At 64.8% G+C, this 14341-nt stretch carries 11 protein-coding genes; 6 read left to right on the top strand and 5 right to left on the bottom strand.

Features of this window, described 5'->3' with window-relative positions; genetic code table 11:
* Positions 1 to 12 precede the first annotated feature (12 nt).
* Positions 13 to 2610, bottom strand: a complete 2598-nt coding sequence (locus tag GQB03_RS01210) for an ATP-binding protein (RefSeq protein ID WP_159683060.1) — start codon at positions 2608 to 2610, stop codon at positions 13 to 15.
* 5 nt (positions 2611 to 2615) lie between these two features.
* The gene (locus tag GQB03_RS01205; protein ID WP_159683057.1) at positions 2616 to 3419 is read right to left on the bottom strand and encodes a substrate-binding periplasmic protein; all 804 of its coding nucleotides are present in this window, start codon (positions 3417 to 3419) and stop codon (positions 2616 to 2618) included.
* A gap of 254 nt (positions 3420 to 3673) precedes the next feature.
* Here GQB03_RS01205 and urtA point away from each other — a divergent pair, with 254 nt between their 5' ends.
* The 5 genes from urtA to urtE all read left to right on the top strand — a co-directional run bounded on the left by urtA (position 3674) and on the right by urtE (position 9545).
* Positions 3674 to 4930, top strand: a complete 1257-nt coding sequence (urtA, locus tag GQB03_RS01200; RefSeq protein WP_159683054.1) for an urea ABC transporter substrate-binding protein — start codon at positions 3674 to 3676, stop codon at positions 4928 to 4930.
* A gap of 86 nt (positions 4931 to 5016) precedes the next feature.
* Positions 5017 to 6606 (top strand): urea ABC transporter permease subunit UrtB, encoded by a 1590-nt coding sequence (gene urtB / locus GQB03_RS01195; RefSeq protein ID WP_159683051.1) that lies wholly within the window; start codon positions 5017 to 5019, stop codon positions 6604 to 6606.
* Positions 6607 to 6757: 151 nt separating this feature from the next.
* A complete protein-coding gene (gene urtC, locus GQB03_RS01190; RefSeq protein ID WP_159683048.1) occupies positions 6758 to 7966 on the top strand; it encodes an urea ABC transporter permease subunit UrtC in 1209 nt (402 codons plus the stop codon).
* Positions 7963 to 8817, top strand: a complete 855-nt coding sequence (gene urtD / locus GQB03_RS01185) for an urea ABC transporter ATP-binding protein UrtD (RefSeq protein WP_159683045.1) — start codon at positions 7963 to 7965, stop codon at positions 8815 to 8817. The genes urtC and urtD overlap by 4 nt, the downstream gene beginning before the upstream one ends.
* A 23-nt stretch (positions 8818 to 8840) precedes the next feature.
* Entirely contained in the window at positions 8841 to 9545 is a 705-nt protein-coding gene (gene urtE / locus GQB03_RS01180) for an urea ABC transporter ATP-binding subunit UrtE (RefSeq protein ID WP_159683042.1), read from the top strand.
* A gap of 38 nt (positions 9546 to 9583) precedes the next feature.
* On the opposite strand, the gene GQB03_RS01175 is transcribed toward urtE, so the two are convergent.
* The 3 genes from GQB03_RS01175 to GQB03_RS01165 all read right to left on the bottom strand — a co-directional run bounded on the left by GQB03_RS01175 (position 9584) and on the right by GQB03_RS01165 (position 12300).
* Positions 9584 to 10096: a c-type cytochrome gene (locus GQB03_RS01175; RefSeq protein WP_159683039.1), complete on the bottom strand. Its 513-nt coding sequence runs from the start codon at positions 10094 to 10096 to the stop codon at positions 9584 to 9586.
* 73 nt (positions 10097 to 10169) lie between these two features.
* Complete coding sequence (locus GQB03_RS01170) at positions 10170 to 11615, bottom strand: heavy metal sensor histidine kinase (RefSeq protein ID WP_159683036.1); 1446 nt, start codon at positions 11613 to 11615, stop codon at positions 10170 to 10172.
* Between the two features lies 1 nt (position 11616).
* The gene (locus tag GQB03_RS01165; RefSeq protein ID WP_159683033.1) at positions 11617 to 12300 is read right to left on the bottom strand and encodes a heavy metal response regulator transcription factor; all 684 of its coding nucleotides are present in this window, start codon (positions 12298 to 12300) and stop codon (positions 11617 to 11619) included.
* 180 nt (positions 12301 to 12480) lie between these two features.
* Between GQB03_RS01165 and GQB03_RS01160 the strand changes: the two genes are divergently transcribed.
* Positions 12481 to 14319 (top strand): copper resistance system multicopper oxidase, encoded by a 1839-nt coding sequence (locus GQB03_RS01160; RefSeq protein WP_159683030.1) that lies wholly within the window; start codon positions 12481 to 12483, stop codon positions 14317 to 14319.
* Positions 14320 to 14341: the final 22 nt, after the last annotated feature.

The following is a 14341-nucleotide window of genomic DNA, read 5'->3' as shown; positions in this document are numbered from 1 at the left end:
GGATTACCGCATTCAGGCGGTTTTCCGGTGCCGGCCGGTTTGGCGGGTGTGTCTTTCGAGCGTTTCGCGCAGGATCTGGAGGGTGATCGGTTTCTCGATGAAATCGTCCATGCCGGCCTCGATGCAGCAAGCCCGGTTCCTCTCGAAAACCTCGGCGGTCACTGCGATCACGGGAATCCGGGGGCGGCCTTCGGCCTGTTCCCGCTGGCGGACCCGTCGGGTCGCCTGGAGCCCATCCATCACCGGCATGTGGCAATCCATGAGGACGAGCGAGGGGGGCGGTTCCGCTGTTTCGAGCTGCTCCAGTGCCTCGGCACCGTTTGCCGCGGAAATCACGGGGTAACCGATCTTCTTCAGCATCTGTTCAAGAAGCGAGCGGTTCACCGCATCGTCCTCGACGACGAGGATCGGATATTCGCTGCCGGCCGGTAATCCGGTCGGTGCATCACTCGCGCCCGATTCGGCCGTATCTTTGAGCGCGACCGCACCGATCGTGAACCAGAAGCGTGATCCTTCCGCCTCACGGCTATCGACACCGGCTTCTCCACCCATGAGTTCGGCGAGCTTGCGCACGATGGACAGTCCCAGTCCGGTGCCACCGAAACGACGCGTGGCGGACGCGTCCACCTGCGAGAAGGGTTTGAAAAGGGCGGCCTGGTGGGCGTGCGAGATGCCGATGCCGGTGTCGATGACTTCGAAGTACAGACCCGGTTCTCCGCTCGGCAGGCTGCGCTCGCCCCCGCTGATGCTGATCGATCCTTCGTCGGTAAACTTGATGGCGTTGCTGATGAGGTTGGAGAGGATCTGGCGCAGCCGGATCGCGTCGCCACGATAGCGGCGCTGCGAGGGTCCCGCCCAGTGCTGCCGGAAAGCGACGCCCTTCTCATGCGCGCTGTGGGAGAAGAGGTTGCCGACTTCGCTCAGGATGCGCTCGGGATCGATGACTCCGTCGACCAGTTCAAGGCCGCCGGCCTCGACCTTGGCGAGATCCAGAATGTCGTTCAGCAGGGTGAGCAGGGTGGTCCCGGCATCCAGGATCGTGCGCGCATATGCCTGGTTCTCGGCCTCGCTGTTGCCTTCCATCAGTTGCAACTGCGCCATCCCCAGGATCGCGTTCATCGGCGTGCGCAGCTCGTGCGACATGGTTGCGAGGAACTGGCTCTTGGCGAGGTTCGCGGCCTCGGCGACTTCCTTGGCTTCGCGCAGCGCGGCTTCGTGCTCCTTGGTCTCGGAAACGTCGATGAAGGTGCCGATATAGTTGCTCACCATACCCCTGCGATCGCGCACGGTACCGATCGCAAAGCGGCTGCAGTAGCGGGATCCGTCCTTTCGTCTGGCGGTGAGTTCGCCGCGCCACTCACCATTTGTTGCGATCTCTTCCCGTACCGCATCGCAGAACATTTCCTGGTCCGCTTCGGTAACGAGCATGCACGGTGATTTCCCGAGAACCTCCGCTTCGGTGTAGCCCGTGATCGAGGAGAAGGCATTGTTGATCCGTATGATGTCCTGTGCCGGATCGGTGATGAAAATGCCGTCGTACGACGACTCGAAAACCCGCGCGGCCAGCTCGTTCGCCTGACGGGCACGCTCCTGTTCCACATGGCGGCGCTGGTTGTAGCGACGCAGCAATACCGCTATCAGTCCGATCAGCAGCAGCGAAAGCCCCGCCGCGATCACGAGGTTGTGGACTTCGGAGCGCCAGCCCGCGAGCGCCTCGCGGTGGGGCACCTCGACTTCGATCACCAGCGGATAGCGCCGCGACGCCCGGTAGGCGAGGATCCGCGGATCCTCGCCGTCCTGATCCTCGATCACCCCGATCTCCTTGTCCGGAAGGAGGCGGCGGAAGACCTTCTGCGTTGCAGCACTGGAGCCCGGCATGTGCTCGTGTGGCCGGGTGGACAGGAGCAGGGTGCCGTCATAGCGATAGAGTTCGACGACATACTCGGGGCTGCCGACAATGCTGCTCAGGAAGCCGGAGAAAAAGTCGGGATTGATCGTTGCCACGCCGATCGCATGGCCATCATGCAGTTGCCCCTCGAGCCCCATGGTGAAGAAATAGGCGCTTCGACCGACATCGAGGCCGTTCGCCACGGGCTCGCCACTGCTCAGATCGCGGCCGCGCCACGGGCGGGAAAAAGCAATCGCCGACCCAGTGGCGGGAGGCGAGATCTCGTCGATCGCAGTCGGTGCGAGCCTGGTGCCGATGGCATCGGCGGAAGAGTCGGCCTCGATGTGACCGGCCGCCGAGACGATCGACAGCGATCGCACCGCGGGAAGGCCCGCCAGATCCTTGGACAGCAGGGCGCTGAACGCGGCGCCATCGGCGCCATCGGCGGCGCGCCAGTCGTCCAGTCGGGCGTCCAGAAGGTGTTCGACCGCCTGGAGAGTCCGGGTGATCTCGTGTTCGCCGATGCGGGCCAGCCCTTCGGCCACGATGCGGTGGTTGGCGAGATTCTCCGTGCGCAGCCGGTTGGCATGGTAGACGGTGGCGAGGACGATGATCGTGGCGCAGGCCAGCAACACCAGGCTCAGGGCCCGGGCCAGCGGCGCGGCACCGGACTCGGCGGGGTCCGGGTGCGCGTCGTCGGTTTGCGCGTTGGTGCTCGTCATGTGCCTTACCTGGGGCCGTTGATCACGATCGGATCGAGGCCATAGCGTGCCGCGATGGAACGCAGCGTGCCGTCGGACAGGGTCTGCTCGAGGAAGCGGTCGAGCCGCGCCCGCCAGGCGGGGTCGCCCTTGGCCAGCGCATATCCGTAATCGACCGGGAAATAGGCCGTGGGCGGCGCGATGATCCGCACCCAGTCGTGGTTGTCGACCATTTTGCGGGTGAACGGAAAATCGGACATGAAGACGTCGATGCGGCCGGCTTCGAGTTCGCCTTCGCGGCTCGCCGGCGCGCGCACCACCACGAGTTCGGCTCGCTGCAGACGCTGGCGCATCAATGCTTCATGAAAGGTGCCGGCACTGACCCCGACGCGCACGCCCTGCTGGTCGATATCCTCCCAGCGCCTGATCCTCGGGCTATGGCGGGTGGTGACCGCGAATACGTCGGAGCGCAGGTATGGCATCGAGAACGCCAGCCGCTCGGCGCGCTCTGCGGTGATGCCGACGGCCATCATCGCGACGTCGCAGCGGTAGTTCTCGAGGTCGTCGATGACGCGCGCAAAATTGCTGTCCACCAGCCTGAGCTGTACCCCGAGTTCGCGGGCCAGCACGCCGGCCATGTCGGCATCGAGCCCGGTGACGGTGCCGGAGCGCGGGTTCCGGAAGCTGATGCCGAAGTACTCCGGCCAGATGCAGACATCGAGACGGCCGGAGTCGACAATCTTTTCGAGTCGAGGTGCGGCCGCGGCCGAAGGCCATGCAGCGCCTGCCAGAGCCAGGGCAAGCGTGACGGAAAACAGTAACTGTCGCATGAGCACCGGAAGCGCCCTCGTGGTGGACGATGCCCCGATCCTAGGGGCTTCTCCCGACATTTACAAACCGTTGTCGGGTGCGCGTTCCGGATTCGCCGGCCGGCGGCGCCCGATCCTGATCCTGGCCTACGCAATCTTGCGTATTCCGACCCTACCCAAGACTCCCTACTCTGTGGTCGTGCACTGCAACACGATGGCCCGGCGGGTGCCGGCGTGCATCCAACAGCCAATTGATCACCAAAGGGGAGTTACTCATGCAATCTCGTCGCAGCTTCATCAAGGCCCTGACGCTGTCCGCTTCCATCGCCGCCATCGGCCTGCCGATGGGCGCCAGCGCCGCCGACACCATCAAGGTCGGCATCCTGCATTCGCTGTCCGGCACCATGGCGATCTCCGAGACCGCGCTCAAGAACGTCGCGCTGATGACCATCGAGGAAATCAATGCCAAGGGCGGCGTGATGGGCAAGATGCTCGAGCCGGTGGTGGTCGACCCGGCCTCCAACTGGCCGCTGTTCGCCGAGAAGGCCCGCCAGCTGATCAGCCAGGACAAGGTCGCGGTGACCTTCGGCTGCTGGACCTCGGTGTCGCGCAAGTCGGTGAACCCGGTCTTCAAAGAACTCAACGGCCTGCTCTTCTACCCGGTGCAGTACGAGGGTGAGGAACTCGAGAAGAACGTCTTCTACACCGGCGCGGCGCCCAACCAGCAGGCGATCCCGGCCGTCGAGTACCTGATGAGCGCCGAGGGCGGCAGCGCCAAGCGCTTCGTGCTGCTCGGTACCGACTACGTCTATCCGCGCACCACCAACAAGATCCTGCGCGCCTTCCTGCACTCCAAAGGAGTCAAGGACGAGGACATCATGGAGGAATACACCCCCTTCGGGCACTCCGACTACCAGACCATCATCGCCAACATCAAGAAATTCGCTTCCGCCGGCAAGAAGACCGCGGTGGTGTCCACCATCAACGGCGACTCCAACGTGCCCTTCTACAAGGAGCTCGGCAATGCCGGCCTGAAGGCGACCGATGTGCCGGTGGTGGCCTTCTCGGTGGGTGAGGAAGAACTGCGCGGCGTCGATACCAAGCCGCTGCTCGGCCACCTCGCGGCGTGGAACTACTTCATGACGATCAAGAACCCGGTGAACGCCGCCTTCATCAAGAAGTACCAGGACTGGGCTAAGAAGAACAACGTGCCCAACGCCGATACCGTGGTCACCAACGACCCGATGGAAGCGACCTACGTCGGCATCCACATGTGGGCGCAGGCGGTCGAGAAGGCCAAGTCCACCGACACCGACAAGGTCATCGCGGCGATGGGCGGGCAGACCTTCAAGGCGCCGTCGGGCTTCACCCTGACCATGGACAAGACCAACCACCACCTGCACAAGCCGGTCTATATCGGCGAAGTGAAGGCCGACGGTCAGTTCAACGTGGTGTGGAAGACCAAGGAGCCGATTCGTGCCCAGCCGTGGAGTCCGTTCATCGCGGGCAACGAATCCAAGCAGGGTCTGTAAGTGCGATCAGGACGCCGCCACGCCTCCGCTGCGGCGTCTCTTTCGGGGCCGGCCCGGCCGGCCCCGGTTATTTTATGGAAACGAACATGCGCAGCCTGATCTCCGGTGCCTTGCTGAGTCTCTGCTTCCTGTTCGGATCGGCCCATGCGGCGCTCGATCCGGCAGTGCTGCAGGGATTCGCCTCCGATGACTTCGGTGAGCGGCTTGCCGTCATCGGCAAGCTTGGACAGATCGGCGACGACGATGCGCGCCGTGTGCTCGAGGCGCTCGAGAACGACAGCCTCGCCATCGGTGGTGGCAAGGTGCTCATCTACGATGGTGAAAAAGCCATCGACGCGGCGAGCGGTGTCGCCCTCGATGCGGTGCCCGACGATATTGAAACGCTGACGGTCAACAACCGCATGCGCACCGCCATCGAGGCGGCCAAGGCCGGCATGGCCCTGTTCTCGGCCGATACCGCGGTGCGGCTTGCTGCCGCGACCCGGCTGCGCGACAGCGTGAATCCGGTGACCCTGCCGCTCCTCGAAAAAGCGCTCTCGGGTGAACGGGACGGTGCCGTGCGCAAGGTGCTCGCCCTCGCCGTGGCGCGCGGCAACCTCGGCTCCGACGATGTCGCCAAGCGGCTCGCCGCTGCGACGACACTGGCAGATTCCGGCGATCCCGCGGTGCTCGCCCTGCTCGAACCGCGCCTCGATGGCACCTCCGAGCCCGACGCCACAGTGCGAGCCGCGGTCTCCGACGCGATCAAGTCGATCGAGAGGCGCCTGGCCATTGCCGATGCGATCGGCACGGTGTTCACCGGCCTCTCGCTGGGCTCGATCCTGCTGCTCGCCGCGCTCGGCCTGGCCATTACCTACGGGGTCATGGGCGTCATCAACATGGCCCACGGCGAGTTGCTGATGGTCGGCGCCTATGCCACCTACGTGATCCAGGGCCTGTTCCAGAAATACCTGCCGGGCATGGTCGATGGCTACCTGCTGGCGGCGATCCCGGTGTCCTTCATCGTTGCGGCTCTGGTCGGCGTGCTCATGGAGCGCACCGTCATCCGCTTCCTCTACGGTCGCCCGCTGGAGAGCCTGCTCGCTACCTGGGGCCTCTCGCTGGTGCTGATCCAGGCCGCCCGCACCATCTTCGGCCCGCAGAACGTGCAGGTGGATAACCCGAGCTGGATGAGCGGCGGTATCGCGCTGCTGGGTGACACCGTGCTGCCCTGGAACCGCATCGTCATCATCGGCTTCGCCGCCTTCGTGCTGGTACTGATCTGGCTGCTGATGCAGAAGACCCGCCTCGGCATGTTCGTGCGCGCCGTCACACAGAACCGCTCGATGGCGGGCTGCGTGGGTGTGCCGACCGCACGCGTCGACACCATGGCCTTCGCGCTCGGCGCCGGTGTGGCGGGGCTGGGCGGTTGTGCCCTCAGCCAGATCGCCAACGTCGGTCCGGCGATGGGGCAGGGCTACATCGTCGATGCCTTCATGGTGGTTGTGGTCGGCGGGGTCGGCCAGCTTGCCGGCGCGGTATGGGCGGCCATGGGGCTGGGCCTGATCGCCAAGTTCCTCGAGGGCTGGACCGGTGCCGTGGTGGCCAAGATCGCGGTGCTGGTGTTCATCATCATCTTCATCCAGAAGCGCCCGCAGGGTCTGTTCGCCCTCAAGGGACGTTTCGTCGAATCATGACCCCGGATCGATCGCCGGCCTGCTGCGCGCCGCGGGGCCGGCGCTGCGATGCTCGCCGTACGACTCGTACGGCGGCACTTCCCACCCCGACCGCGCGGCGCTCGCGACGGCCGGCGCTCGATTCGACGCACGATTGAATACGGAAAACGACATGAGAACCCCACTTACAATCCGCTTCCTCACCTCGATGCCGCGATCCGGCTGGCTGGCGCTGGCGATCTTTGCCCTGGTGGCCTGGGTTGCGGTACCGATGGCGCACCTGATGCTGCCCGAGTCGAGCCCGTTCTTCGTCTCGGCCTACACCGTCACGCTGATGGGCAAGATCCTCTGCTACGCGGTGGTGGCGGTGGCGATGGATCTGATCTGGGGCTACGCGGGCATCCTCTCGCTCGGTCACGGGCTGTTCTTCGCGCTCGGCGGCTACGCCTTCGGCATGTACCTGATGCGCCAGATCGGCACCGACGGCAGCTACGGGGTGAATCTGCCCGATTTCATGGTGTTCCTCGACTGGAAGGAGCTGCCCTGGTTCTGGGTGGGCTCGGACAGCTTCATCTGGGCGCTGGTGCTGGTGGTGGCGGTGCCGGGCTTGCTGGCCTTCATCTTCGGCTACTTCGCCTTCCGCTCGCGCATCAAGGGGGTGTATTTCTCGATCATCACCCAGGCGCTCACCTATGCCGCGATGCTGCTGTTCTTCCGCAACGAGACCGGCTTTGGCGGCAACAACGGCTTTACCGACTTCAAGCGCATCCTCGGCTACGACATCACCTCCGCTGAGATGCGCCTGATCCTGTTCGGCCTGTCGGCAGCGCTGCTGATGTTCGTGCTGCTGCTGGGGCGCTATCTGGTTACCTCGAAGTTCGGCCGGGTGCTGGCGGCGATCCGCGATGCCGAGAGCCGGGTCATGTTTATCGGCTACCAGCCGCTCTGGTACAAGCTCTTCATCTGGACGCTGTCGGCGGTGCTGTGCGCGCTGGCGGGGGCGCTCTACGTGCCGCAGGTGGGCATCATCAATCCCTCGGAGATGAGCGCCGCCAACTCGATCGAGATCGCGATCTGGGTCGCAGTCGGTGGCCGGGGCACCTTGATCGGGCCGGTGATCGGGGCCTTCATCGTCAACCTCGCCAAGAGCTACTTTACCGTCGAGTTTCCCGAGTACTGGTTGTTCTTCCTCGGCTTCCTGTTCATCGGCGTGACCCTGTTCCTGCCCGACGGCGTGGTCGGCCTGTGGCGCAAGCTGTTCCACAAGGAGATCGGCCGGGCGGAGGATGTCAGCGCGCCGACACCGCCACCAAAGAGCAGCCCGCCGCCAGAACCAGCCGTTCAGTCCGCCTCGATCGATGCCAAGGGAGCCGCAGCATGAGTACCGTACTCGACCCCCAGGCCGTTCGCCCCGAAGGCCTCAATGCGCCCGAGAACTGGGAAGGGCCGGCCTCCGATGGTCACGTCGTCAAGGCCGGCGAGCTGGATCTCTCGCACAAGGTCATTCTCTATCTGGACGACATCTCGGTCAGCTTCGACGGCTTCAAGGCGCTCAACAAGCTCAACCTCGCGATCGACGTCGGCGAGCTGCGTTGCATCATCGGCCCCAACGGCGCCGGCAAGACCACCATGATGGACGTCATTACCGGCAAGACGCGGCCGGACTCGGGCAAGGCCTTCTTCGGCCAGACCATCGACCTGACCCGCATGACCGAGCCGGAGATCGCCCACGCAGGTATCGGGCGCAAGTTCCAGAAGCCGACCATCTTCGAGCACCACACCGCCTTCGAGAATCTCGAGCTGGCGATGAAGATGGACAAGCGGGTGTGGAAGAGCCTCTTTGCGGCGCTGTCGGACGACGAGTACGACCGCGTCTCCAGCGTGCTCAAGCAGATCCGCCTCGACCACGAGGCCGAGCGCCCGGCGGGCCTGCTCTCGCACGGACAGAAACAGTGGCTGGAGATCGGCATGTTGCTGATGCAGGAGCCGCGCCTGCTGCTGCTCGACGAGCCGGTAGCCGGCATGACCGACGACGAAACCGAACGCACCGCGGAGCTCTTCGTCAGCCTCGCCGGCAAGCACTCGCTGGTGGTGGTGGAGCACGACATGAGCTTCGTCGAGGCGCTGGGCGGCATGGTGACGGTGCTGCACGAAGGCTCGGTGCTGGCCGAGGGCGACCTCGCCACGGTGCAGAACGACCAACGTGTGATCGAAGTGTATCTGGGCCGCTGAGCGGAGTAATGGAGCGACACGCAATGCTAGAAGTCAAGGACCTCAACCAGTACTACGGCGGCAGCCACATCCTGCGCAACCTCAGCTTCGAGGTGCCGATGGGCAAGGTCACCACCCTGCTCGGACGCAACGGGGTCGGCAAGACAACGCTGCTCAAGACCCTCATGGGCCTGGTGCCCGCCGCCCGGGGTAGCATCCGTTTCGGCGAAGGCGGCGAGGCGCAGGACATCACCCGCGCCAAGTCCTTCGAGCGGGTGCGTGCAGGCATCGGCTATGTGCCGCAGGGCCGCGAGATCTTTCCGCGGCTGACGGTCGAGGAGAACCTGCAGATGGGCCTCGCCAGCAAGCCGGCCTCGACGCCGATGCCGCAGCGCATCTTCGAGATGTTTCCGGTGCTCAGGCAGATGCTCGGCCGCCGTGGCGGCGACCTGTCCGGCGGCCAGCAGCAGCAGCTCGCGATCGGCCGGGCGCTCGCCATGGGCCCAAAGCTGCTGATCCTCGACGAGCCCACCGAGGGTATCCAGCCGTCCATCATTAAGGACATCGAGCGTGCCATCCGCGCCCTTGCCGCGACCGGCGAGATGGCCATTCTGCTGGTCGAGCAGTACTACGACTTTGCGGAGTCGCTGGCCGATCACTATCTGCTCATGGAGCGGGGCGAGATCATCATGCGCGGCGAAGGCAAGGACATGCCGGCGCACGGCGTGAGGGAAGCGCTGGCAGTGTGATGCCCGGGCAGCGACCCGCCGGGTCGAAGCGGCGGCGGTCAGCCGTGGAGGTAGGCAAGCAGGTCGTGCCAGTCTCGCTCGCTCATCGACCAGCGCGGCATTGCCTCGTCAAGCGGTTTTCCCGCCGGGTCGACGCCCTCGAACACGGCCCTGCGCAGCGTGTCGTCGGAGTAGACGTCGTGATCCCCGTGATCGTCACCGTCGCTGTCATGACTGGCCGTGTGCCCGTCGAACAAGGCGTCACGGGTGAGCGGCGGGGCGGTCTCCCAGAACCGGGGCATCATCCGCCCGCCCTGACGGTCTGGCCCGTGGCAGTTCGCGCAGCTGGCCCCCATCATGGTCGTGTGCAGGTCCCCGCCCTGGAATGTGATGGGGTCGCCGGAGGCGCTGGTGCCGGTGAAGTAGATACGCTCGCCGTTGCTTGCAAAGCTGGCCGGGAGCCTCGCCTGACCCATCATGTGCCCCGGTCCGAAATCGCACCCGCCGGCAAGCGTGGCAAGGAGCAGGACTGTGCCCACGGGCAGGATTCCGGATAGTCCGTTCTTTGTCATGGAAACCTCGATTCAAGCCCGGATCCGCCACGGTGATGATGACTGCCCTGATGTCCGGATAGGATTGGACAGGTCATGTCATGGCGCGGACCGGTGTACCCGCTTGCGCGAGAGTGTGGTCGGGCCCCTTGTCGGGGCGAGGAAATTCGATCCGGAAGCTGGTCCAGCCGTCGACTGACCGAACCGAGAGCTTTCCACCATGGAGTTCGGCAATCGAGCGCGTGATGGAAAGCCCCAGTCCGGAACCTTCGCCGTGGCGATTTCGCTCGCCGCTGCCTCGGTGGAAGCGCTCGAAAATGCGTGTCAGCTGGTCCGCCGGAATCTCGCTCCCCGGATTACCGACCGACAGGCTGACCGCGCCCGACTCGGAGCGATCGATCGATAGTTCGATCACCCCGCCGGCCTGCGTGTGGCGCAGTGCATTCGACAGCAGGTTCGACACCGCACGGCGCAGCATCAAGCGATCGCCCGTCACCGTGGCCGCGCCCGACAGCGAGATCCGCACGCCGTTCTCGTCCGCCAGGGCATCGTAGAAATCCATCAGGGCGCGGACCTCATCCTCGAGTGCCACCACCTCGACCGGCCGCGGAAGCCGCCCGTTCTCGGCATGCGCAAGGAAAAGCATGTCGCTGACCATGCGCGCAATGCGTTCGTACTCTTCGAGGTTGGAGGCGAGAATTTCGCGGTAGTCTTCGGCGCTGCGGCTGCGCGAGAGCGCGACCTGGGTCTGGGTCATGAGGTTCGAGACCGGTGTGCGAAGTTCATGCGCGATGTCCGCCGAGAACGCCGCGAGTCGCTGAAATGCCAGTTCCAGTCGATGGAGCATGCCGTTGAAGGCTCGTACCAGTTCGAGCACCTCCGCGGGCGCGTCGCCTTCGGCCAGGCGCTGGCCGAGCTGTTCTGCGGACAGGTTTTGCGCGGTTGCGGTCATGGCGCGTAGTGGTGCCAGCCCCTTGTGCGCTGCAAACCAGCCGATCAGCGCGGCAACAATCACGGCAAACCCGATGCCTATCCACAAGCGGTGCTTCAGTTGCTGGAGAAAGACCATGTGGTGGGAAGTGTCCAGCCCGATCAGAATCCGCAGCTCGGCCGGGGGGGCTTGCGACAGGGGCAGCTTGAGCACCGCCTCGCGGCCGATGTACTGATGGCCGTCCTTGTGCCAGATGGTATCTCCGTCGGGAAGCCGCTGGCCGGCAAGCTGCGCGGCCGGAAAATACCCGGGGCGACCCGAGTAGATTTCGCGTCCCGCGCTGTCGCGCACCAGCACGCCCATGCCGTCGTGCCCGACGAAGGCATCGGCCAATCGACCTGGCAGTGTTTCAAGCCCGTCGACGGAAGTCGTGCGCCTGACGAGGTTATGAATCAGGTTCAGCTTGCCGGAAAGCTCATGGTGGTCGAGCTGAAGGAAATGGTGCTCGATGGCCCGACTCATGACGGCCCCGGCAAGGACCAGGAATACCGCGGTCAAAAGGGCGAACAGCGTGGCCAGGCGCACGGTGAGCGAGACATTGCCGCGCAATTCAGTGCTCCTCGCGAATCTCGAGCACGTAGCCCATGCCGCGCACCGTGTGGATGAGCTTCGGTTCGAACGGGTCGTCGACCTTTGCACGCAGGCGCCGCACCGCGACCTCGATGACGTTGGTATCGCTGTCGAAATTCATGTCCCATACCTGCGAGGCAATCAGGGAGCGTGGCAGTACCTCTCCCTGGCGTCGCAACAGCAGCTCCAGCAGGCCGAACTCCTTCGCCGTCAGGTCGATGCGCCGACCCGCGCGGCTCACTCTGCGACGCAGAAGGTCTAGCTCGAGATCGGCGATGCCAAGCACGGTCGGTTCGGTGCCACTACGGCCGCGTCTGAGCAGCGTCCGCACGCGGGCAAGCAATTCGGCGAATGCAAAGGGCTTGACCAGATAGTCGTCGGCACCGAGCTCAAGGCCCTTGACCCGATCCTCGACCTGGTCGCGGGCGGTCAGGAACAGCACCGGTATGTCCGTGCCGCCGCGCCGCACGGTCTCGAGGATCTGCCAGCCATCGAGGCCCGGCAGCATCACGTCCAGTATCAAGAGGTCGTAGCCTCCGGTCAGTGCCAGATGCAGGCCGTCGATTCCGGTGCGGGCGAGGTCGGTGTTGTAGCCCGCTTCGCCGAGCCCCTGGCGGAGGTAATCGCCGGTCTTGGCCTCATCCTCGACAATCAGGACCTTCATCGCGGTATGTCCTTTTCCATGGTCGGAGAGTGTGCCAGCACCGGACCGGCCGCGGTCAGGATTACAAACATGTAATGCCTGCGTCACCTTCAGGTACACGGCTCTTGCGCAGACTGCCGGCTCATCGGGCGCGGTCGACCATCTCGACCGGATGCCCGTCTGGACACCCGAGGAGATGCAATGAATCGACTTTCAGGTCTTGCCGGCTCGACGGCAGGCGTCTCGCGACGACGTTTCGTACAAGGTCTTGCCGCGGGCGGCGTGCTCGCCGGGCTGCCCGGCCTGGTCCGGGCCGCCGCGCGTGAAGTGGCGATGGCGGGATCGGGCGCAGCGCCGGTTCTTTCCGGATCGAGCATCGACCTGGTCGTCGCCGAATCGCCGGTCAACTTTACCGGCTCGCCACGCATGGCAACCACCATAAACGGTTCGATTCCCGGTCCCACGCTGCGCTTGCGCGAGGGTGATACGGTGACCATCCGGGTCACCAATAAGCTGCCCGAAGCGACCTCGATACACTGGCACGGGATGATCCTGCCCTACCAGATGGATGGCGTGCCCGGCATCAGCTTTCGAGGGATCGCACCGGGTGAGACCTTCACCTATCGCTTTCGCATCGAACAGAGCGGCACCTACTGGTATCACTCTCACTCGGGCATGCAGGAGCTCACCGGCATGTATGGTGCGATCATCGTCGAGCCGCGCGACGGGGAGCGGATTCGCGCCGACAGGGAACATGTGGTGCTGCTTTCGGACTGGACCGATGAAGATCCGATGCGGGTCTTCGCCAAGCTCAAGAGCCAGAGCGACTATTACAACTATCACCAGCCCACCGCGATGGATTTTTTCCGCGACGCTTCCAGCGGAGGTCTCGAGGCCGCGCTCGACAAGCGCAGGATGTGGAACGAGATGCGCATGAGTCCGACGGATCTCGCGGATCTGTCGGCGGCGACCCTGACCTTCCTGATGAACGGAACCACGCCGGCCGGCAACTGGACCGCGCAGTTCCGCCCGGGCGAGCGGCTCCGGCTACGCTTCATCAATGGCGCCGGCAACAGCTTCTACGACGTACGGATCCCGGGTTTGAAGATGACCGTGGTGCAGTCGGATGGCGTCGATGTCGAGCCGGTGACGGTGGACGAGTTCCGCTTCGGCCCCGGTGAAACATACGACGTCCTCGTTGAACCGAAGGATGAGGCCCATACCGTCTTCGCGCAGTCGATGGATCGCAGTGGCTATGCACGTGGCACGCTGGCGGCTCGCCCCGGACTGGAAGCGCCGGTTCCGCAACTCGACAAGGCGGAATGGCTGACCATGGCCGACATGATGGGTGCGATGGGGCCGGCGGGCGGCATGCGCCACGCGACGGGCCAGGTCGTGGCACCGATGGATCACGCCGGCATGGCGATGCAGCGCGACATGGCGGGCATGGGTCATGGCGGCATGGCAATGGATCACGGCCAGCACGCGATGCCTGCCAACGCGCTCGCCCGCCCGGGCAGGACGGTGCGGCACGCGCGCTCGGAGTACGGTCCGAGCACCGACATGCGGGTGGACATGGCGCGCACCAATCTCGATGACCCGGGTATCGGCCTGCGTGGCAATGGTCGCAAGGTGCTTACCCTGGCGGACCTGTCCACGATCGGCGGGCCGATGGATCCGCGCGGCGCCGAGCGCGAGATCGAGCTGCACCTGACCGGAAACATGGAACGCTACACGTGGTCTTTCGACGGCCTCGAGTTCGGGCAGTCCACCCCGGTGCATCTGCGTTACGGCGAGCGGGTGCGGGTGATCCTGCATAACGACACGATGATGACGCATCCCATGCATCTGCACGGCATGTGGAGCGAGCTCGAAACCGCCGAGGGCCAGTTCCAGACCCGCCGCCACACCATCCCGGTCCAGCCTGCGCAGCGCATCAGCTTTCTGGTCACCGCGGATGCGCTCGGTCGCTGGGCCTGGCACTGTCATCTGATGTTCCACATGGACGCGGGCATGTTCCGTGAAGTGGTGGTGGCATGAAACGCCGACTCGAAAGGACTCC

Origin of the sequence: Cognatazoarcus halotolerans (genome assembly GCF_009800965.1) — a bacterium.
In the GTDB taxonomy this organism is placed as follows: domain Bacteria; phylum Pseudomonadota; class Gammaproteobacteria; order Burkholderiales; family Rhodocyclaceae; genus Cognatazoarcus; species Cognatazoarcus halotolerans.
Note: the sequence above shows the minus strand (reverse complement) of the source record. Positions and strands in the feature narration are given on the sequence as shown.

Excerpts from the sequence above, each read along its gene's own strand:
- urtA (WP_159683054.1), top strand. The coding sequence starts at position 3,674 with ATGCAATCTCGTCGCAGCTTCATCAAGGCCCTGACGCTGTCCGCTTCC.
- GQB03_RS01210 (WP_159683060.1), bottom strand. The coding sequence starts at position 2,610 with ATGACGAGCACCAACGCGCAAACCGACGACGCGCACCCGGACCCCGCC.
- urtB (WP_159683051.1), top strand. The coding sequence starts at position 5,017 with ATGCGCAGCCTGATCTCCGGTGCCTTGCTGAGTCTCTGCTTCCTGTTC.
- urtD (WP_159683045.1), top strand. The coding sequence starts at position 7,963 with ATGAGTACCGTACTCGACCCCCAGGCCGTTCGCCCCGAAGGCCTCAAT.
- GQB03_RS01165 (WP_159683033.1), bottom strand. The coding sequence starts at position 12,300 with ATGAAGGTCCTGATTGTCGAGGATGAGGCCAAGACCGGCGATTACCTC.
- urtC (WP_159683048.1), top strand. The coding sequence starts at position 6,758 with ATGAGAACCCCACTTACAATCCGCTTCCTCACCTCGATGCCGCGATCC.
- GQB03_RS01175 (WP_159683039.1), bottom strand. The coding sequence starts at position 10,096 with ATGACAAAGAACGGACTATCCGGAATCCTGCCCGTGGGCACAGTCCTG.
- urtE (WP_159683042.1), top strand. The coding sequence starts at position 8,841 with ATGCTAGAAGTCAAGGACCTCAACCAGTACTACGGCGGCAGCCACATC.
- GQB03_RS01160 (WP_159683030.1), top strand. The coding sequence starts at position 12,481 with ATGAATCGACTTTCAGGTCTTGCCGGCTCGACGGCAGGCGTCTCGCGA.
- GQB03_RS01205 (WP_159683057.1), bottom strand. The coding sequence starts at position 3,419 with ATGCGACAGTTACTGTTTTCCGTCACGCTTGCCCTGGCTCTGGCAGGC.